This window comes from Catenulispora sp. MAP12-49 (assembly GCF_041262705.1).
Lineage (GTDB): Bacteria > Actinomycetota > Actinomycetes > Streptomycetales > Catenulisporaceae > Catenulispora.
Genome location: NZ_JBGCCP010000003.1, coordinates 545,646 through 564,408, shown reverse-complemented (window position 1 = coordinate 564,408; position 18,763 = coordinate 545,646). Strand labels below are relative to the sequence as shown.

The 18,763-nt window shown below is 71.5% G+C and carries 17 protein-coding genes; 9 read left to right on the top strand and 8 right to left on the bottom strand.

All coding sequences use genetic code 11. The features are described 5' to 3' along the window. Positions 1-75: 75 nt before the first annotated feature. Together ABIA35_RS09685 and ABIA35_RS09680 are read right to left on the bottom strand one after the other, a co-directional pair. Positions 76-2,418 (bottom strand): FtsX-like permease family protein, encoded by a 2,343-nt coding sequence (locus tag ABIA35_RS09685; protein ID WP_370357598.1) that lies wholly within the window; start codon positions 2,416-2,418, stop codon positions 76-78. A gap of 5 nt (positions 2,419-2,423) precedes the next feature. Beyond that, a complete protein-coding gene (locus ABIA35_RS09680) occupies positions 2,424-3,167 on the bottom strand; it encodes an ABC transporter ATP-binding protein (protein WP_370338109.1) in 744 nt (247 codons plus the stop codon). Positions 3,168-3,251: 84 nt separating this feature from the next. On the opposite strand from ABIA35_RS09680, the gene ABIA35_RS09675 reads away from it, so the two are divergent. Then, entirely contained in the window at positions 3,252-4,160 is a 909-nt protein-coding gene (locus tag ABIA35_RS09675; RefSeq protein ID WP_370357597.1) for a sensor histidine kinase, read from the top strand. Further along, positions 4,157-4,840 carry a response regulator gene (locus ABIA35_RS09670; protein ID WP_370338106.1) on the top strand — a complete coding sequence of 228 codons (684 nt, stop codon included), beginning with the start codon at positions 4,157-4,159 and terminating at the stop codon, positions 4,838-4,840. Before ABIA35_RS09675 ends, ABIA35_RS09670 begins: the two co-directional genes overlap by 4 nt. A gap of 72 nt (positions 4,841-4,912) precedes the next feature. Here the strand turns inward: ABIA35_RS09670 and ABIA35_RS09665 are convergent, their stop codons facing one another. Then, positions 4,913-5,290 (bottom strand): MGMT family protein, encoded by a 378-nt coding sequence (locus ABIA35_RS09665; RefSeq protein WP_370338104.1) that lies wholly within the window; start codon positions 5,288-5,290, stop codon positions 4,913-4,915. A gap of 205 nt (positions 5,291-5,495) precedes the next feature. Here ABIA35_RS09665 and ABIA35_RS09660 point away from each other — a divergent pair, with 205 nt between their 5' ends. Next, positions 5,496-8,003: a lysylphosphatidylglycerol synthase domain-containing protein gene (locus tag ABIA35_RS09660; RefSeq protein ID WP_370357596.1), complete on the top strand. Its 2,508-nt coding sequence runs from the start codon at positions 5,496-5,498 to the stop codon at positions 8,001-8,003. Positions 8,004-8,146: 143 nt separating this feature from the next. Here ABIA35_RS09660 and ABIA35_RS09655 read toward each other — a convergent pair whose 3' ends face one another. Both ABIA35_RS09655 and moeZ read right to left on the bottom strand, forming a co-directional pair. Further along, a complete protein-coding gene (locus tag ABIA35_RS09655) occupies positions 8,147-8,641 on the bottom strand; it encodes a hypothetical protein (RefSeq protein ID WP_370357595.1) in 495 nt (164 codons plus the stop codon). 92 nt (positions 8,642-8,733) lie between these two features. Then, the gene (gene moeZ, locus ABIA35_RS09650) at positions 8,734-9,963 is read right to left on the bottom strand and encodes an adenylyltransferase/sulfurtransferase MoeZ (RefSeq protein WP_370338098.1); all 1,230 of its coding nucleotides are present in this window, start codon (positions 9,961-9,963) and stop codon (positions 8,734-8,736) included. 169 nt (positions 9,964-10,132) lie between these two features. Between moeZ and ABIA35_RS09645 the strand changes: the two genes are divergently transcribed. The 3 genes from ABIA35_RS09645 (at position 10,133) to ABIA35_RS09635 (ending at position 11,398) form a co-directional block, all read left to right on the top strand. Then, positions 10,133-10,783: a TetR/AcrR family transcriptional regulator gene (locus tag ABIA35_RS09645; protein WP_370338096.1), complete on the top strand. Its 651-nt coding sequence runs from the start codon at positions 10,133-10,135 to the stop codon at positions 10,781-10,783. A gap of 86 nt (positions 10,784-10,869) precedes the next feature. After that, complete coding sequence (locus tag ABIA35_RS09640) at positions 10,870-11,094, top strand: DUF3107 domain-containing protein (RefSeq protein WP_370338094.1); 225 nt, start codon at positions 10,870-10,872, stop codon at positions 11,092-11,094. 37 nt (positions 11,095-11,131) lie between these two features. Continuing rightward, complete coding sequence (locus ABIA35_RS09635) at positions 11,132-11,398, top strand: hypothetical protein (RefSeq protein WP_370338092.1); 267 nt, start codon at positions 11,132-11,134, stop codon at positions 11,396-11,398. 62 nt (positions 11,399-11,460) lie between these two features. Here ABIA35_RS09635 and ABIA35_RS09630 read toward each other — a convergent pair whose 3' ends face one another. Continuing rightward, a complete protein-coding gene (locus ABIA35_RS09630) occupies positions 11,461-12,150 on the bottom strand; it encodes a ferritin-like fold-containing protein (protein WP_370357594.1) in 690 nt (229 codons plus the stop codon). A 334-nt stretch (positions 12,151-12,484) separates the two neighbouring features. Here ABIA35_RS09630 and ABIA35_RS09625 point away from each other — a divergent pair, with 334 nt between their 5' ends. Both ABIA35_RS09625 and ABIA35_RS09620 read left to right on the top strand, forming a co-directional pair. Further along, a complete protein-coding gene (locus tag ABIA35_RS09625; RefSeq protein ID WP_370357631.1) occupies positions 12,485-14,839 on the top strand; it encodes a DEAD/DEAH box helicase in 2,355 nt (784 codons plus the stop codon). A 163-nt stretch (positions 14,840-15,002) separates the two neighbouring features. Next, entirely contained in the window at positions 15,003-15,875 is an 873-nt protein-coding gene (locus ABIA35_RS09620) for an alpha/beta fold hydrolase (RefSeq protein ID WP_370357593.1), read from the top strand. A gap of 87 nt (positions 15,876-15,962) precedes the next feature. Here the strand turns inward: ABIA35_RS09620 and ABIA35_RS09615 are convergent, their stop codons facing one another. Both ABIA35_RS09615 and ABIA35_RS09610 read right to left on the bottom strand, forming a co-directional pair. Next, on the bottom strand, positions 15,963-16,832 hold the full coding sequence (locus tag ABIA35_RS09615; protein WP_370338086.1) for a PHP domain-containing protein: 870 nt from the start codon (positions 16,830-16,832) through the stop codon (positions 15,963-15,965). 34 nt (positions 16,833-16,866) lie between these two features. After that, on the bottom strand, positions 16,867-17,655 hold the full coding sequence (locus tag ABIA35_RS09610; RefSeq protein ID WP_370338084.1) for an SDR family oxidoreductase: 789 nt from the start codon (positions 17,653-17,655) through the stop codon (positions 16,867-16,869). Between the two features lie 64 nt (positions 17,656-17,719). On the opposite strand from ABIA35_RS09610, the gene sigJ reads away from it, so the two are divergent. Continuing rightward, positions 17,720-18,670, top strand: a complete 951-nt coding sequence (sigJ, locus tag ABIA35_RS09605) for an RNA polymerase sigma factor SigJ (RefSeq protein ID WP_370338082.1) — start codon at positions 17,720-17,722, stop codon at positions 18,668-18,670. Positions 18,671-18,763 lie beyond the last annotated feature (93 nt).

Below are 18,763 nucleotides of genomic sequence, written 5' to 3'. Positions count from 1 at the left end.
GGCGGAAGGGCCTGTGGGATCGCCCCACAGGCCCTTGCCACCAACACAGGCCCTCGCCACTGACAGCGCACCGTCCTACTCGCTGCGCAACACCTCAGCGATCGACGACCGCGCCGCGGACCGCGCCGGGACCAGCGCCCCGAGCACCGCGATCCCGACCCCGGCCAGGAACATCCAGGCCAGCAGCGGCGCCGAGTAGACGTGGACCATGTTCGAGGTCATGTCCAGGCCCTGCGCGTGCTCCATCAGCGGGACGACCAGCGCGTGCAGGCCGTAGCCCAGCGGCAGCCCGACGATCCCGCCGAGCAGGCCGAGCATCCCCATCGAGGTCACGATCATCACCACCACCTGGCGCGGGGTCATGCCCACGGACTTCAGCATCCCCAGGTCGCGACGGCGCTCGCGGGTGTTGAGCAGGACGGTGTTGAACACGCCGAGCGCCGCGACCAGGCTGAGCACCAGGGTGATGACCGCCGAGAACACCTGCATCTCGGCGTTCGGGTTGCCGTAGTCGCGGATGCTGACGTTCCAGGAGGAGTCCAGCGCCTGCAGCTTCGCCGCCAGTGCCTTCTTGTCGGCGCCGGCCGCGGCGTGGACCTCGAAGCCGTCGGCCTGGCGGCCCGGCGACAGCTGCTGCAGGACGCTCCAGTCCGCGTCCAGGGAGCTGTCGCCGCCGGTGATGCCCTCGCCGACGATGACCGCCCGCACGCTGCGGCCGTCCGCCTGGACGGTCAGGCTCTGGCCGATCGCGAGGTGGTGCAGGTTCAGGAACCGCGCCGGCGCCACGACCTGGTCCGGGCCGTTCAGCCAGTGCCCCTTGACCAGGGTCCAGCCCATCTTGGCCGAGTCGCCGCCGTAGTACTGCACGCTGATCGCGGAGGTCATCCCGGTGACCCCGACCATGTCGCCACTGGTGAGCGCCACACCGTCGACGCCGGGAGTGGCGCGGATCGCCTGCTCCATCGCCGCAGCGTCCTTGGTCGCCGGCCGCGCCGGGTCGTGGCCGATGTCGAAGGCCACCGCGCCGGTACGGTCCGAGGCCGCGCTGAAGTCGGTCATGGTGCGGGCCAGGCCGTTGGCGAACACCACGGTGGTCACACCGATCAGCACCGCCGCGAAGGTCAGGGCACTGCGGGCGGGCCGGGCGAAGGGCAGCCCCAAGCCCATGCTCACCGAGCGGGGCAGCCGCGAGCCGGCCAGCTTGCGCTGCACCTTCAGACCCCGGCCGCGCTTGGGCGCCGAGCCCGCGGAGATCGCGGCGATCGCCGACATGCCCGCCGCGCGCCGCGCCGGGACGTAGGCGGCCAGGCCGACCACCAGCGGCACCCCGAGCAGACACACCGCGTTGGTCAGCAGGCTGACCATCGGAGCCCCGCCCAGGGACATGAAAGCCTTCTCCAACAAAGGCGCGGCGACCACGTTGCCGAGCGGGACGCCGACCACGGTCCCGATGACGGCCGGCACCGCCATGGTGGCCACGTACACCCGGACCACCTGGCGCGGGGTGAAGCCGATGGTCTTGAAGACCCCGATGTCCCGGTAGCCGGAGACCACGGCGCCGCTGACCACGTTCAGCACGATCAGCACCGCCACCGAGACGGCCAGGACGCCGAAGGCGATCATCATCGGCAGCAGGGACTCCAGCTTGGCCACCATCTCGGCGCGGGTGGTGCGCCAGGACTGGAAGCCGGTGACGGCGCCGGCCGGCAGGCCCGCGGTCGCGGTGGCCACGTCCGCCTTGACCTGCGCGTCGGTGGCGGAGGAGGAGAAGCGGTAGAGCATCTGCAGGTGGTCCGGGTGCAGCGCCGAGATCTGGCTCGGGGCGACCCAGCCGTCGGCGGTGGCCGAGATCGAGTACGCGTAGCCGACGATGGTGAGGGTCGGCAGACCGGGACCGGTGACGGTGCTCGCCGCGGCCGGACCGCCCGAGGCTGGCGAGCTGTCGTAGTACGGCAGGCCGACCGGCTGGTTCAGCACGATCTCCCCCGGCGCGGTCGCCCAGCGGCCCTGCCACAGGTGCACCCGGTCCACGTCGCCGGACCCCGGCTGCGGCCGACCGACCACGGTCGCCTGCCGGGTGCCCCCGCCCAGGCCCATCGCGAACGAGACCTGGGCGGACTGGAACGGCCCGGATGCCCCGGTGACGCCGGAGGCGTGGGCGGTGGCGGCGAGCTGCTGCTCTGTGGTCCTGGCGCCGTTGAAGGCGACGACGGCGTGCGCCCCGTTCTGCTGCCCGAAGACCTGCTCGAACGGGCCGTTCGAGGCCTGCAGCAGTCCCAGCCCGAGCACCGCGCTCATCGCGGACAGGGCGACCACGAGCCCGATGACGAAGGTCTGCACCTTGCGGCGCTTCACGGCGGCCCGCGAGGCGCGCCAGACCGGTCCCTTGGTGATTCCGGTGATTCCAGCGATCCTCATGGCGCTCACGCGGTCCTCTCGACGGCGCGCTCGGCGACGATCCGGCCGTCGGCGACCTCGACCAGGCGGCTGGCGCAGCGGGCGGCCAGGCGCGGGTCGTGGGTCACCATCAGCAGGGTCTGCCCGAGCTGGTTCAGGTCGATCAGCAGGTCCATGACCTGCTCGCCGGAGCGGCTGTCCAGCGCGCCGGTCGGCTCGTCGGCCAGCAGCAGCGCCGGCCGGTTCATCAGGGCCCGGGCCACGGCGACGCGCTGGCGCTCGCCGCCGGACAGCTGCTGCGGGTAGGTGTTCTTACGGTCGGCGATGCCCAGCTCGCCGAGCAGCTCCAGGGCCCGGCGCCGGGCCTGGCCGGCCGGGACGCCGGTGAGCTGCGCGGCCAGCGCCACGTTGTCCAGCGCCGGCAGGTCGTCGATGAGGTTGAAGAACTGGAAGATCATCCCGATCCGGCGGCGGCGGAACAGCGCCAGGCCGGTCTCGTTCAGCGCGCCGAGGTCCTCGCCGTGCACGACGACCTGCCCGGAGCTGGGCCGGTCCAGGCCGGCCACCAGGTTCAGCAGCGTGGACTTGCCGCAGCCGGACGGGCCCATCACGGCGACGGCCTCGCCCTGGCGGATGTGCAGGGTGACGCCGTCGAGGGCGGCGGTGTCCCCGAAGTCCTTGCGGACGTTGTCGAGGCGGACGATCGGTCCGGTGGACCCGGACTCGGGGGACGAGGCGGTCCCTGCGGACTCGGCGGCGGTAGCGGTCATGTGATCAACGTATGGTTGGGCGGCACCACGGCGGATCGGTCCGTGGTGGTAATCGTCGGGACCTCTCATCCTGGGGATGTAGACATGACGTGGGTGCTGGTGGGGGCGCTGCTCGCGGCTTGCGCCACCGCGGGACGGCTCGCGGTGCTGCTGCGCCGGGAACGCGGGAAACACACGCGGGCCATCGAGGAGCGCGGCTGGCTGCTGGAACGGGAGCGCGAGAGCGCCGCGCAGCAGGCGGTGGACGAGGAGCGGGCGCGGATCGCGCGGGAGCTGCACGACATCGTCAGCCACAACGTGAGCATGATGCTGATCCAGGCCGGCGCGGCGCGGCAGGTGCTGACCGCCGCCCCGGGCCCGGTCGCCGAACGTCCCGAGGCGTCCGGTGTGGCCGAGGACGCGCTGCTGGCGGTGGAGAGCGCGGGCCGCGAGACCATGACCGAGCTGCGGCACCTGCTCGGCGTGCTGGCGCCGGCCCAGGACGGCAGCGACGTCGGCGACCCGGACCTGACCCCGCAGCCGACGATGGCCCGGCTCTCAGCGCTCGTGGACAAGATCGCGTTCGCCGGGCTTCCGGTGGACGTCCGGATCTCCGGCGAGCCGCGGCCGCTGCCCGGCGGCATCGACGCGACCGGGTACCGGGTCGTTCAGGAGGCGCTGACCAACGCGCTCAAATACGGCGGCAAGAGCGCCGAACTGACCGTGCGGTACGACGACCGCTATCTGCGGATCGAGGTGCTGACCGCGGGAAGCGGTTCGCTGGCCGATATCGGCGCCGACGCCGCCACCACCCCGCCCGGCGAGAAGATCGGCACCGGCCGCGGCCTGATGGGCCTGAAAGAACGGGTCGCGGTCTACGGCGGCGATCTGGACGCCCGCCGACGCCTCGGCGGCGGCTTCCGAGTCCGCGCGAAGATACCTTTGGACGCGCCCACCCGTCACCCACCGCCGCCCGTTATGGAGACGCTACGCGCCACTGTGGACAATATATGAATCCCCGTGTCCTGATAGCCGACGACCAGGCCCTGGTCCGCACCGGTTTCCGCCTGATCCTGACCGCCAACGGCATCGACGTCGCCGGCGAGGCCTCCGACGGCCTCGAAGCCGTCGCGGCCGCCGCCGAACTCAAGCCCGACGTGGTCCTGATGGACATCCGCATGCCGAACCTGGACGGCCTGGAGGCGGCGCGCCGGATCCTGGCCGCCGACCCGGCGATCCGGATCCTCATGCTCACCACGTTCGACCTGGACAAGTACGTCTACGAGGCGCTGGCCGCCGGCGCGTCCGGCTTCCTGCTCAAGGACGTCACGCCCGAGCACCTGGTGGCCAGCGTGCGGTTGGTGGACACCGGCGACGCGCTGCTGGCTCCGTCGATCACGCGGCGGCTGGTGGAGAAGTTCGCGGCCCCCGACCCCGCGGCCGGCGCGGCTGGCAACCGCGCCCCGGCAGTGCACCGCGACCTGGCCGCGCTGACCCCGCGCGAGCGGGAGATCCTGGGGCTGATGGGCCGTGGCCTGTCCAACACGGAGCTCGCCGGACGCCTGGTCCTGTCCGAGGCCACGGTGAAGACCCACGTCGCGCACATCTTCACCAAACTGTCACTGCGGGACCGGGCGCAGGCGGTGGTGGTCGCCTACGAGACCGGTCTGGTCGCGCCCGGGGACGAGGTGTGAGGCCGCCCGCGCTCTCCCCTTAAAGCTCTCCGATTCAGGCTCTCCGGCTTCTCTCCCCATAAGGGAAGTCCCCTATTCCCCGACGAAGTCGCTCGGCACTTCGTCCATGGCTCCGCCGCCCGCGGGGCCGTCGTCCCCGGGCCACCAGCGGGCCCGGGCCATGTCGACGCGGGCGCCGTCCGGCTTCAGCGGCGTGCCCTCCTCGCGGTAGTTGGCCAGCGCTTCGCGCTCGTGGCCGGGCAGGAAGCCGCCGTCGCTGCGCACCACGCGCCACCACGGGGACCCGCCTCCGTACTTGGCCATCGCGGTCCCCACCTGGCGCGGGCCGCCTTCGCCGAGCCATCCGGCCACCTCGCCGTAGGCCATCACCCGGCCCGGCGGAATCCGGTCCACCACGTCGAACACCCGCTCCACGTACGGAGGCAGTTCGGGTGGTTTGGTCACGTCCATCACTCCTGTCGAGGTAATCCGCCGCGCCGCAGGGAACCCCCTCGTGGGACGATCAACACCAGTCGCCGCACTCGCGGGGCGCCAGGGACTATCGTCCTTGTGTCCGGCACAGCGCAACACGACAACAAGAGCAGAAGACAGGTGGACAGTGGCAGGGGAGCCCGGCACCGCCTCGCCGGCCCGACCAGGTCCGGTGGAGGCCGCCATGGCTGCCGTCGGCCTGCCCTCCGCCGGGTCTGAAGAACCCGACATGTCCCTGGTGCCCGGAACCGACGATAGCCCAGGCACAAGCGGCGCGCGGGCGGTACGGGCCGCCGTTGCGCCACCCGCGCCGGTCATCGACGAGCCGCCGGAACCGCGCCGCATACGACGCCCGGCAGACCTGCTCCGCTCGGCGGCCAGCTTCGTCTTCATGCTCCTGTTCTTCGTCATAGGGATGGTCGCCGGCGGCACCACCCGGGGCGCGGAGTCGGACATCTCCAAGCTGTCCGCCGACCAGAAGCTCCCGCTGGGCCTGGTCCTGGCGGTGACGTCGGCGCTGCTGGCGGTGGTCCCCATCGTGCTGGCCATCGACCGGCTCTACCGGCGCGACACGCGGCGCGTGGTGGACTCGGTGCTGGCCGCCGCCATGGCGTACCTGGCCGCGGTGGGGCTGAACGCCATCGTCGCCTCGCCGCACACGCCGAAGACCATCCGGGACGCGCTCACGCTGCCCACCAACGCCGCCGGTGACACGGCGGCGTTCCACATCTACCTGACGACCGTCGTGGCGTATCTGACGATCATCGGGTTCTCCAACAGACACAACTTCCAGACCGCGACCTGGATCGCGCTGATCGCCTACGGCGTGGTGACGCTGATCCAGGGCGACGCGACGATCATCAGCCTGGCCGAGACCGTCCTGCTGGGCCGGCTGGTGGCCTTCGGCTGGCGCTGGGTCCGCGGGGTGATCAACGACCGGCCCACCGGCGAGGCGGTCCATCAAGCGCTGTCCGACGCCAGGATGGACCCGCTGTCGGTCCGCCGGGTGCCGGACACCGAGGACGTGCGGCGCTACGTGGTCGCCACCGAAGCACACGGCGACGTCGACGCGATCGTGCTGGACCGCGACCAGCAGGCCGCGGGCCTGGTCTACCGGCTCTACCGCCGGGTCCGGCTGCGCGGGCCCGCACAGCGCCGCAATCTGCTGAGCCTGCGCCGGATGCTGGAGCAAGAGGCGCTGATGTCGTACGCGGTCACCGCCGCCGACATCCGCACCCCCCGGCTGCTGGCCGTGCGCGACCTGGGACCGGACACCGGCATGCTGGCCTACCAGCTGGTCCCCGGGCGCACCCTGGAGCAGCTGGAGCCCGACGAGCTCACCGACGACCTGCTCAGCCAGCTCTGGTCCACGCTGGCCGAGCTCCACGAACACCAGCTGGCGCACCGGCGGCTGTCCGCGCACGCGTTCCTGATCGACGAGGACGGCCGGCCCTGGCTGACCGACCTGCGCCTCGGCGAGGTCGCGGCGGGCACGCTGTCCCGCCGCCTGGACACCGCCGAGATGCTGACCGTCACCAGCCTGTACTTCGGCCACGAGCGCAGCGTCGCGGCCGGCGTGACGCGCCTCGGCGAGGACGACGTCGCCGCAGCGCTGCCGATGCTCCAGCCGGTGATCCTGACCCGCAACACCCGTGCGGCGCTGAAGAAGTCGAAGGGCCTGCTGACCAGCGTCCAGGAGGCGGTCCAGGCACTGCACCCCTCGGTGGAGCCCGAGCCGGTGAAGCTGGAACGGTTCGGCCCCCGCGCCCTGTTCTCCGCGGTCGGCCTGAGCTTCGCGGCGTACCTGCTGCTGGCCTCGAACTACTCCTGGTCCGGCCTCACCGCGGTGAACTGGTGGTGGACCGGCGCGGTGGCCCTGGCCTCGGCGGGCACCTACGTCGCGGCGGCGATGGCCCTGGACGGCTTCGTCCCGGAGAACCTGCGCTGGGGCCGCACGATCATGTCCCAGGTGGCGGCCTCGTTCGTGACCCTGGTGGCGCCGGCGGCGGTCGGCGGCGTGGCGATCAACACCCGCTACCTACAGCGCACCGGCCTGCCGACCCGCGCGGCGGTGACGGCGGTCGGCGCCCAGCAGATCATGGGCCTGGTCCAGCACCTGCTCCTGATCCTGATCTTCGGCGTCATCGCCGGCAGCTCCGGCGACAACAGCGGCGGCGGCTCCCACGCCTCCAGCGCCACCCTGATCGCCATCATCCTGGCCCTGGCCCTCCTGGTCCTCCTGATCGCGACCATCCCCCAACTCCGCCGCTTCGCGGTGAACCGCCTCCGCCCCCTGGTCGCCGGCATCCTCCCGCGCCTGATGGACGTGGCCCAGAACCCCATCAAGCTCGCCACCGGCCTCGGCGGCACCGTGATCCTGTCCCTGCTGTACATCTTCGCCCTCTGGGCCTCCATCCAAGCCGCCGCCACCGACGACCGCGCCGCGAAAATCAACTTCGCGGTAGTGGCCATCGTCTTCCTGACCGCCCAGGCCGCAGGCTCGATCGTCCCGACCCCCGGCGGCGTCGGCGGCGTCGAGGGCGCCCTCATCGGCACGCTGACGACCTTCGGCCGCCTGGACACCGGACTGGCGACCACGGCGGTGCTGCTGTTCCGGCTGATGACGTTCTGGCTGCCGGTGCTACCCGGGTGGATCGCGTACAACTACATGACGCGGCGCGGGGAGTTGTAGGTCGCCCGATCGTGGGATTCGGGTTGAGGGATTCAGGCCAATCCGGGCATACTTTGCGGTGTTGAACCAGCCGTGCCCACGGAGGGCCGGAAGTGAAGCCGGGAGTGACCAGACGGAGGTCGGTGCCCCGGCTTCGCGCATGTTCACGGCTCGTTCACCTCGACGACTCGGCACTTGTCGGCGAGCACCAGCCAGTGATCGCAGGTCCCGCGCAGCCACCACATGAACGCCCCCGCGATGACGTCGGCGAGCCACAAGCCCGGCTCCGCGATCGCGGGCAGGAAATCAACCCGCACCATCGCTTCGGGACGCTTCGCGCGCCGCCATGCGGCGATGACCTGCATGTCCTTGCGGTCCTCCGCCTGCCGCGACTCGAACACAGCACGTTCCGCCTGGAGGCCGTGGAGCTCCCGGAGAAGCTGTGAAAGGCAGAATCGGCGAGCCCGTTCACTGTCGATCCCTGCATCGTGCATCATCACCGTGGCGACAGCACGAACCGGCAGAGACCCCACCGCCGCGGCTAGAGCCGGGAGCCGTTCCGGCCGTTCGCGGCGCCAATGAAGGGTCTTGTCCTTCCCGCTCCGCAGCCCGCGCAACTCGCTGCGAACGTCATCCATTTCCACATCGGCCACCACCACGCCGATCAGCGTATTGACCCACAAACACGTCGACCGCCGCCCCAAGCGTGGGGCAGCGGTCGACTTCACTCAAAATAGCGAAACAGCGAAAATCAGTAGCTCGGCTTCTCCGGCTCGATCTGGTTCACCCAGGCCAGGACGCCGCCGCCGACGTGCACCGCGTCCTTGTACCCCGCGGCGTGGACGACGGCCAGTGCCTCGGCGGAGCGCACGCCGCTCTTGCAGTGCAGCACGATGCGCTTGGTCGGGTCGAGCTTCTCCAGGGCGCCGCCCATCAGGAACTCGCCCTTCGGGATCAGCGTGGAGCCCGGGATGCTCACGATCTCGTACTCGTTCGGCTCGCGGACGTCGATCAGCTGGATCTTCTCGTCGCCGTCCAGCCACTCCTTCAGCTGGGTCACGGTGATGGTCGAGTCCTTCGCCGCGTCGGCCGCCTCCTCGGAGATGGCGCCGCAGAAGGCCTCGTAGTCGATCAGCTCGGTGACGGTCGGGTGCTCGCCGCAGACCGCGCAGTCGGGGTCCTTGCGGACCTTCACCTGGCGGTAGGTCATCTCCAGGGCGTCGTAGATCATCAGGCGCCCGACCAGCGGCTCGCCGATGCCGGCCAGGAGCTTGATGGCCTCGTTGACCTGGATGGAGCCGATGGAGGCGCACAGCACGCCCAGGACGCCGCCCTCGGCGCAGCTGGGGACCATGCCCGGCGGCGGGGGCTCGGGGTACAGGCAGCGGTAGCAGGGCCCGTACTCGGACCAGAAGACCGAGGCCTGGCCGTCGAAGCGGTAGATCGAGCCCCAGACGTAGGGCTTGTTCAGCAGCACGCAGGCGTCGTTGACCAGGTAGCGGGTCGCGAAGTTGTCCGTGCCGTCGACGATCAGGTCGTACTGGGCGAACAGCTCCATCACGTTGGTGGAGTCCAGCCGCTCCTCGTGCAGGTTGACCTGCACCAGCGGGTTGATCTCCTTGATGGAGTCGCGCGCCGACTCGGCCTTGGAGCGGCCGATGTCGCTCTGGCCGTGGATGACCTGGCGCTGCAGGTTGGACTCGTCGACCACGTCGAACTCGACGATGCCCAGCGTGCCCACGCCGGCCGCGGCCAGGTACAGCAGCGTCGGGGAGCCCAGGCCCCCGGCGCCGACGCACAGCACCTTGGCGTTCTTCAGGCGCTTCTGGCCGTCCATGCCCACGTCGGGGATGATCAGGTGGCGCGAGTAGCGGCGCACCTCTTCCACGCTCAGGTCCGCGGCCGGCTCGACCAGCGGGGGTAGGTTGCTCACAACAGCTCCCAGAGAAGTCTTCGAGGCGCCTGGGGTAATCCGCGGCATTCAACGACAACCGTCGCATGCTCCGCCCGATTCCCGGTCGCCTCGTCCATTTGCCGAGATCCCTTCACGATCGCTCCGGGGCCGGACCGATATCAAGATCAACAGCTGTTCCGATCCGGTTCCGAACCGTCCGGGTGGAAACAACCTACTCGCGCGTAGACTGCTGACCATGACCACTACCGACGCCGCCTACGCGGACAACGCCACCTCCCGGCAACGGTCCGCCAGGCTGCCTCGGAGCGCCCGCCGCAACCAGCTGCTCGGCGCGGCCGAAGAGGTGTTCGTCGCGCAGGGCTACCACGCCGCCGCGATGGACGACATCGCCGAGCGCGCAGGCGTCAGCAAGCCGGTGCTCTACCAGCACTTCCCGGGCAAGCTGGAGCTCTACCTGGCGCTGCTGGACAAGCACTGCGACGCCCTGGTCGCCCAGGTGCGCAGCGCTCTGGCCTCCACCAGCGACAACAAGCTGCGGGTCGCGGCCACCATCGGCGCCTACTTCGACTACGTCGAGCACGAGAGCGGCGCCTTCCGCCTGGTCTTCGAGTCCGACCTGAACAACGAGGCGGCGGTCCGCGAGCGCACCCACCGGGTCACCCAGGAGTGCGCCGAGGCGATCCGCGACGTCATCGCCACCGACACCGGCCTGTCGGACGAGGAATCGATGCTGCTGGCCGTCGGCCTGACCGGGATCGCGCACGTCACGGCCCGGTATTGGCTCTCCAGCGGCGGCGGCCAGATCCCCCGCGACGCCGCGGCGCGGATCGTGTCGCAGCTGGCGTGGCGCGGTATCGGGAACTTCCCGCGCAAGGATTCTGTCTAGATAGCTGGCACGCTTGGACCGTCGGCGAACCCTCGCCGGCCGTCCGGCACGCGCTTTGTTGCACCCGAGCACCTAAGGAAGCCTTCGTGGAAATCAAGATCGGCATCCAGCACACAGCCCGCGAGCTGAGCCTGGAGACCAACCTGACGTCCGAAGAGGTGGAGGCCGCCGTGGCCGCCGCCCTCAAGGACGACAGCGTGCTGACCCTCACCGACGAGAAGGACCGCAAGATCCTCGTCCCGGGGAGCAAGATCGCCTATGTCGAGCTCGGCGAGCCGACCGGCCGCCGCGTCGGGTTCGGGACCATCTGATCCGATTCGGGTGATCCCGGTGGGGTAAAAGGGGCGTATGTCCTTTTTCACACTGCTGTGGCTGGCGGCCCTGGGGCTGGGCATCGGCGCCCTGGGCCGCGCCGTCGTCAAGGACGGCACCCCGATGGCCACCTGGATGACCGCCATCGTGGGCGTGGTCGGGGCCGTCGGCGGCGGCTCCATCATCCACGCGATCCTCGGCGACGGACACACCTTCGTCGCCACGCTGCTCGGCGTGGCCCTGGCCGCGCTGCTGGTCATGGCCATCACGAGCTGGCAGCGGACCCGGGGTGAGGGGTCCTGAGCCACAGACCGGCCCCACGAACGCGCCGCTCCCCCGAGCGGCGCTTTTCTGTGCGCCGGCGGCTACGCGCTGAGCCCCAGCGTCGCCATCCGCGCCCCGTGCGCCTCGGTCAGCCGCGTCAGCATCTTCCCGAACTCGGCCAGGTCCACGGTGTTCTCGCAGTCCGGCGCCGTCAGCACCCCGGCCAGCAGCGCCGCGAGCGCCGCACGCCGGACCGCGATGTGCTGCGCCTGGGTCAGCGCCTCGCCCATGATCCGGCGGCCCCACAGTGCCAGCCGTCCGGCGATCTTCGGGTCCTGCTCGATGGCGGCCCGCACGTGTTCCACGACGAACGCGCTGTGCCCCAGGTCCTCCAGCACGCCCTCGACCACGGCCCGCGAGTCCGGGTCCAGGTACCGCGCCGCCTCGCGATAGAAGTCCGCGGTGAGCGTGTCGCCGATGTAGGCCTTGACCAGCGACTCCAGCCAGCCCGAGGGCTTGGTGTGCTCGTGGAAGGCGTCGACCGGCCCGGCGAACGGCTCCATCGCCTCGGTGGGATCAGCGCCGAGCTCGGTCAGCCGGTCCCGGACCCGCCGGAAGTGGTCGAACTCCGCCGCCGCCATGCCCGCGACCTGTGCTTTGCCCTCGAGCGTCGGGGCCAGCGAGGAGTCGGCGGCCAACCGTTCGAACGCCGTGAGCTCTCCGTATGCGACCAAACCCAGAAAGTCAGTGACAGCGATCTCATACGACATGGCGGTCGCCGAAGAAGTCATAGGGGCAGTCTATTCAGGTCTTTTCCGTCGGGTACACTGTCCGTGACTAGCAGGATGCCCGGTCGGTGGCCCGATCGGCTCCGACCCACTGCGGCAAACCGGATCCACAGCGGATCCCCACAAAGCCGCGAGGTCGCTCGCTCCTCCGGAAGACTCATCACCGGGGTCGACGCGAGCACGTACGCAAGCAGCACACCTAGCACCGTGCTGGCCCCTCGCGCAGTGCCGCTCAACAGAAGAGGCATACATCATCAGCGCTGTCACTAACGACATCGAGAACGACATCGAAGAAGGCTCCGGCACCGCCGAGGCCACCCCCGAAACCACCCCCCAGATCGTCGAGAAGACCTTCCGCGACCTGGGCGTCGACGAGCGGATCGCCGAGGCCCTGTCGGCCGGCGGGATCATCACCCCCTTCCCGATCCAGGCCGCGACCATCCCGGTCGCGCTCACCGGCGCCGACGTGATCGGCCAGGCGAAGACCGGCACCGGCAAGACGCTGGCGTTCGGCATCCCGGTCCTGCAGCGGATGGTGCGCGAGATCGCCGCCGCCGCGTCGGCCGCGGAGAACGCCGCCGTCGGCACGCTCGGCGCGGGCGCCGTGGCGTCCGAGTCCGCCGATGCCGCCGCCGAAAGCGCCGACACCACCGACTCCACCGCCGCGGCTTCCGCGGCGGGCACCGGCGCCGCCTCCCGGGGCGGCCGCCGCCCCCGCGGCCGCGGCCGCAAGCCCGCCGGCCCCGCGCCGACCGGCAACCCCGGCCGTCCGCTCGGCCTGGTGGTCGTGCCGACCCGCGAGCTGGCCGTGCAGGTCACCGAGGACCTCGCGGCGGCCGGCAAGGTCATGGCCGCGCGCGTGCAGTCCGTGTACGGCGGGCGCGCCTACGAGCCGCAGATCGCCGCGCTGTCGGCGGGCGTCGACGTGGTCGTCGGCACCCCGGGCCGGCTGCTGGACCTGGCCAAGCAGGGGCACCTGGACCTGTCCGGGGTGCGCATGCTGGTCCTGGACGAGGCCGACGAGATGCTGGACCTGGGCTTCCTGCCCGACGTCGAGCGCATCGTCACCCAGATTCCGAACGACCGCCAGACCCTGCTGTTCTCGGCCACGATGCCGGGCCAGGTCATCGCGCTGGCGCGGCAGTACATGAGCCGCCCGACGCACATCCGCGCGGCCGACCCGCACGACACCGGCACCACCGTGGCCAACACCACCCAGCGGATCTACCGCGCGCACGCGCTGGACAAGACCGAGATGCTGGCCCGCATGCTGCAGGCCGAGGGCCGCGGCCTGACCATGGTGTTCTGCCGCACCAAGCGCACCGCCGCCAAGGTCGCCGAGGAGCTGGACTCCCGCGGCTTCGCCGCCGCGGCCGTGCACGGCGACCTCGGCCAGGGCGCCCGCGAGCAGGCGCTGCGCGCCTTCCGCAACGGCAAGGTCGACGTCCTGGTGGCCACCGACGTGGCGGCCCGCGGCATCGACGTCGAGGGCGTCACCCACGTGGTGAACTTCCAGTGCCCCGAGGACGACAAGACCTACCTGCACCGCATCGGCCGCACCGGCCGCGCGGGCGCGTCGGGCACCGCCGTCACCTTCGTGGACTGGGACGAGGTCCCGCGCTGGAACCTCATCAACAAGACCCTCGGGCTGGACTTCCACGAGCCGCGCGAGACCTACTCCACCTCGGAGTGGTTCTTCGCCGAGCTCGACATCCCGGCCGACTCCAAGGGCCGGCTGCTGAAGTCCGAGCAGACCCGCGCGGGCCTGGCCGCCGAGGAGGTCGAGGACCTCGGCGAGACCGGCCGCGGCGCCGGCGTGCGCGCCCGCGCCACGACGACGCGCACCACCGAGCGGCCCGCCCGCCCGAAGCGGGAGCGCGTGCGCACCCGCGCCGGCCGCCGAGCCGACGACGAAACAGGCTCCGACCAGGCGCTGACGGCCTCCGACGCGGCGGCCGAGGTGCTGGACGAGTCCGGCGCCGAGCGGCCGAAGCGCAGCCGGACCCGGACGCGCAGCCGCGGCGGGGCGAAGCTGGAGACCGCGGTGGCCGAGGTCACCGAGGTTGCCGAGGTGGAGACGGTCGAGGACGCCGGCGAGGCTGAGAAGCAGCGGCGGACGCGGACCCGGAGCCGGTCCGACGTGGCCGGGGCGGGCAGCATCGCCGCCGAGACCACCGGGGCCGACACCCAGGCCGCCGTGCCGGGCACCGACGCGTTCGAGACGCCCGAGACCGAGAAGCCGAAGCGCACCCGGACGCGGAGCCGGTCCGACGCCGCCGAGGTCGCTCAGGCAGCCGAGCCGAGCGGCATCGCCACCGAGGCCACCGAGGCCGCGACCGACGCGACCGACGCGACCGCTGAGGCCGACAAGCCGAAGCGCAGCCGCTCCCGGAGCCGGAAGCCGGAGACCGCCGAGGCTGGCTCCGCCGCGCCGCACTCGGCCGCCGTCGGCAGCGCCGAGGCCGTCGAGGCCATCGAAGCCGTCGAGGCCGTCGAGGCCGCCGCACCGGTCACCAAGCCCCGGACCCGCAGCCGTTCGAAGGCTGCCGAGCCGGCCGCCGCCGAGGCCACCGTCCCGGCGCAGGCCACCGGGGCCGACGCGGGCAAGCCGAAGCGCACCCGCCGCGCCCTCGGCGACGGCGAAGGCCTGACCGCCACCGGCGTCGCCGTGACTGGCAACTACAACTCGTAGTCACCTGCGCCGACGGCCCGAGACCTCCTTGCGAGGCTCGGGCCGTCGGCGTTTTTCGCGCCGAATCCGCCACGCTGGTCCGGGTCGGCGAGCCGGTCGCGGGAAAGCCCTGATACCGGACGCGATCGGCGACGCCCGACGCCGGTCAACTACCCTCGTCCCCATGAGCACCCCGCCCTTCGTCGACCTGCCGCCTCACACCGTCGCGGTCCAGCTGCCGACCGCGGGCGGGCCGCTCGCCGCGCTTCGCGCCACGCCGCCCGCCGGGGCTTCCCTGCGCGGAATCGCGGTGCTGGTGCCCGGCTACACCGGGTCGAAGGAAGACTTCGTCGCGGTGCTGGAGCCGCTGGCGGAAGCCGGGTACGACGTCGTCGCCCTGGACCAGCGGGGGCAGAACGAGTCGGCGGGGCCTGAGGATCCGGATGCTTACACACTCGTCCAGCTCGCCGAAGACCTGGCCGAGGTCGTCGACGACCTCACCGGCGGCACGGAGCACCCCGTGCACATCATGGGCCACTCCTTCGGCGGCCTCGTGGCCCGCGAATACGCCCTGGCCCACCCCGGCCGCGTCCGCAGCCTCGCGCTCCTGGACTCCGGCCCCGGTGCCATCCCGGGCCGTTCCGCCGAGCAGGCGAAGCTCCTGGTCGCCGCCGCCGGGTTCATGACGTCGGCCGAAATCTGGGCCGAGATGCAGAAGATGGCCGCGGCCGAGGGCGCACCGCAGCACCCGGACCCGGCCGTGCGCGCGTTCCTGCAGCGGCGCTTCGAGAGCAACGACACCGGGATGTTCGTCGGCATGGGCACCGCGATCCTGGGGGCCGGCGACCGGACCGACGAGCTCGCCGCCGCCGGTCTGCCGATCCTCGTGGCGGCCGGGGTCGGCGACGACGCCTGGCCGGTCGAACTCCAGAAGGAGACGGCCACACGCCTGGGGACCGACCTCGTCCTGATCGAGGACGCCGCGCACTCCCCCGCCGCCGAGAACCCCGCCGCCACCGCGCGGCTGCTCGCCGGCTTCTGGGCGCGGCACGACTGAGGCCGCGGATCCAGCCGCCGGGCCGGAACCGCCGCCTCAGAAGGGTCGGGCGGGAAAGGTCAGAAGGGCTGAGCCACAAAGGCCGCCTCAGAAAGGCTGAGTCCCGCTCGACCGCGCGACCAGCTCCTCGTAGACAGCCGGGTCCGTGGTCTCGTCGCCGAGGCGGATGTTCGGCTTGCGCGAGCCGTGCCAGTCCGACGAGCCGGTGGTCAGCAGCCCCAGCTCCTTGGCCAGCGCGCGCACCTGATCGCGCTCCTTGGGCCCGTGGTCCGGGTGGTTCATCTCGATGCCGTCCATCCCGGCCTCGGCGAACGCCGCGATGTCGGCCTCGGACACCACCGGGCCGCGCCGCCAGGCCATCGAGTGCGCCATCACCGTCACGCCGCCGGCCGCCTTGACCAGGGTGATCGCGCGGATCGGGTCCATGTCCAGCTTCTCCACCCGCGCGCGGCCGCCCTCGCCGAGCCAGTCCGCCGTGAACGCCGCGTCGACCGAGGGCACCACGCCGGCCTCGACGAGCGCCGAGGCCACGTGCGGCCGGCCCACCACGCCGCCGTCGGCGATCTCCTGGACCCGCTCCCAGGTGATCGGCGCGCCCAGCTCCTGGGCCTTCGCCACCATCGCCTCGGCGCGGTGCGTGCGGGACTCGCGGATCTCGGCGAGCGCCGCGGCCAGGTCCGGGTGTTCGGGGTCGAACATGTAGCCCAGCATGTGCAGGCCGATGCCGTGGATCTTGCACGAGATCTCCACGCCGGGCACCACGGTCTGGATGTGGGACCAGACCCCGGCGTCCCGCCCGTACTGGAGCGCCCGGCGGGCCTCGGGCCAGCCGGCGGTCCCGTCGTGGTCGGTGATCGCCACCACGTTCAGGCCGGCCGCCTCGGCCATCGCGACCAGCTCGGCCGGCTCGTACGTCCCGTCGGAGGCGGTGGTGTGGGCATGCAGGTCTATGCGCATGACCACACGCTATCGAGCCCTGCTCCGCCCCGCTCTATCGCGTGATGGTCCCGCCGTCCACGACCATCGACTCCCCGTTGACGAAGGACGCCTCCTCCGAGCACAGCCACACCGCCGCCGCGGCGATCTGTTCCGGCTGCCCCACGCTGTGTTCAATAGCGCCTCCGGCGCGGGCTCCGGTGTTCTCCCGCCATTGATTGGACACCGCCGGCCGTTCCTCGGCCGAGGTGCGGATCATCGGCGTGTCGACGACCCCGGGGCAGATCGCGTTGATCCGCAGCCCCGAGTTCCGGTACTCGCGCGCCGCGGTCTTCGTCAGCCCGAGCACGCCGTGCTTCGACGAGCAGTACGGCGACAGATACGGCACCGCGACCAGGCCCGCGGCGGAGGCGATATTCACGATCGTCCCGGCCTTGTTCGGCAGCATCGCGCGAATCTCGTGCTTGAGCGACAGGAACACCCCGGTCAGATTCACGCCCAGGACCCGGTTCCAGTCCTCCAGCGAGGTGTCCCCGATCTTCGCCCCGGTCCCGGCGACCCCGGCGCAGTTCACCGCCGCGTCAAGCCGGCCGTACTCGGCCAGCGTCGCGGCCACCGCCGCCTCGACCTCGGCCTCCACCGACACGTCCGCGCGCACGAACAGCGCGGTCCCGCCGGCCTTACGGATCAGCTCGACCGTCTCCGGCCCCGAATTCTCCCCGGCCTCGGTCCGGTCCACCACCACGACCGCCGCCGCGCCGCGCGCCGCGAACAGCTCCGCGGTCGCCCGGCCTATCCCGCTCCCGCCACCGGTCACCAGTGCGATCTTCCCCAGAGCTGTCATGCCGCGCACGGTAGGCCACACCGCGCCAAGCGTCCATGCTCACGCCGGTAATAGGCTGGCCGTCGTGGACCAGGACCTCCCCACGTGGGACGACACCAAAGCCGCCGAAGTCTTCAACGCCCACCGCAGGCTGCTGACGTCCGTGGCCTACCGCGTGCTGGGCCGCTGGAGCGACGCCGAGGACGTGGTGCAGGACGCGTGGCTGCGCTGGAGCGCCGCCGACTACGCCTCGGTCGAGGACCCGAAGGCCTTCCTGGTCACGGTGACCACCCGGCTGGCCATCGACCAGCTGCGCAAGGCCCAGACCCGCAAGGAGTCCTACGTCGGGCCCTGGCTCCCGGAACCGGTCCTGACCCGGGACGCCGTCGACACCGCCCCGGACGCCGCCGACCGCGTCGTCCTGGACGACACCGTCTCGCTGGCCATGCTGCTGGTGATGGAGACGCTGTCGCCGCTGGAGCGCGCCGTGTTCGTGCTGCGCGAGGCCTTCGACTACAGCTTCGCCGAGATCGCCGCGATGCTGGACCGCACCGAGGCCGCGGTGCGCCAGCTGCTGGTCCGGGCCCGCAACCACGTGCACGACAAGCGCCCGCGCTACCCGCTGGACGACGTCAAGCGGCAGAGCATCGCCGAGCGCTTCCTGGCGGCCTGCGTCGGCGGCGACGTCGCACCGCTGCTGGAGATGCTCTCGCCGGAGGTCACGGTGATCTCCGACGGCGGCGGCGTGGTCAAAGCGGCGACCCGGCCGGTGGTCGGGCTGGACAACGTCTCCCGGTTCCTGCTGGGCATCGCCAAGAAGTACGAGAAGTTCGTCGAAGACGGCATGGCCATCCGCATGGAGATCGCGCCGATCGGCATCAACGGCGACCCGGCGCTCATCGCCTACGCCGACGACAAGGTGCTCTACGTCTACGCGCTGGACTTGGACGAGGACGGCAAGATCCGGACGGTGTTCGCGATGGCCAACCCGGAGAAGCTGAGCGGGGTGCGCGCGCTGGAGGGCGAAGCGGGCTGACCTGGGATCACACTCCGTGACGCAGGTCACAGGGGCCCGTGTCACAGATCCCGGACCGGGCCCGTCCTTGCCATCGAGAACGGCGGAGAGAGC

What these genes read in the sequence shown, in the direction of transcription:
- ABIA35_RS09615 (WP_370338086.1), bottom strand. Translation starts at nt 16,832, where the DNA reads ATGCGCATAGACCTGCATGCCCACACCACCGCCTCCGACGGGACGTAC.
- ABIA35_RS09680 (WP_370338109.1), bottom strand. Translation starts at nt 3,167, where the DNA reads ATGACCGCTACCGCCGCCGAGTCCGCAGGGACCGCCTCGTCCCCCGAG.
- ABIA35_RS09670 (WP_370338106.1), top strand. Translation starts at nt 4,157, where the DNA reads ATGAATCCCCGTGTCCTGATAGCCGACGACCAGGCCCTGGTCCGCACC.
- ABIA35_RS09660 (WP_370357596.1), top strand. Translation starts at nt 5,496, where the DNA reads ATGGCTGCCGTCGGCCTGCCCTCCGCCGGGTCTGAAGAACCCGACATG.
- ABIA35_RS09675 (WP_370357597.1), top strand. Translation starts at nt 3,252, where the DNA reads ATGACGTGGGTGCTGGTGGGGGCGCTGCTCGCGGCTTGCGCCACCGCG.
- ABIA35_RS09685 (WP_370357598.1), bottom strand. Translation starts at nt 2,418, where the DNA reads ATGAGGATCGCTGGAATCACCGGAATCACCAAGGGACCGGTCTGGCGC.
- moeZ (WP_370338098.1), bottom strand. Translation starts at nt 9,963, where the DNA reads ATGCCGCGGATTACCCCAGGCGCCTCGAAGACTTCTCTGGGAGCTGTT.
- ABIA35_RS09645 (WP_370338096.1), top strand. Translation starts at nt 10,133, where the DNA reads ATGACCACTACCGACGCCGCCTACGCGGACAACGCCACCTCCCGGCAA.
- ABIA35_RS09635 (WP_370338092.1), top strand. Translation starts at nt 11,132, where the DNA reads ATGTCCTTTTTCACACTGCTGTGGCTGGCGGCCCTGGGGCTGGGCATC.
- ABIA35_RS09665 (WP_370338104.1), bottom strand. Translation starts at nt 5,290, where the DNA reads ATGGACGTGACCAAACCACCCGAACTGCCTCCGTACGTGGAGCGGGTG.
- ABIA35_RS09620 (WP_370357593.1), top strand. Translation starts at nt 15,003, where the DNA reads ATGAGCACCCCGCCCTTCGTCGACCTGCCGCCTCACACCGTCGCGGTC.
- ABIA35_RS09610 (WP_370338084.1), bottom strand. Translation starts at nt 17,655, where the DNA reads ATGACAGCTCTGGGGAAGATCGCACTGGTGACCGGTGGCGGGAGCGGG.
- ABIA35_RS09630 (WP_370357594.1), bottom strand. Translation starts at nt 12,150, where the DNA reads ATGACTTCTTCGGCGACCGCCATGTCGTATGAGATCGCTGTCACTGAC.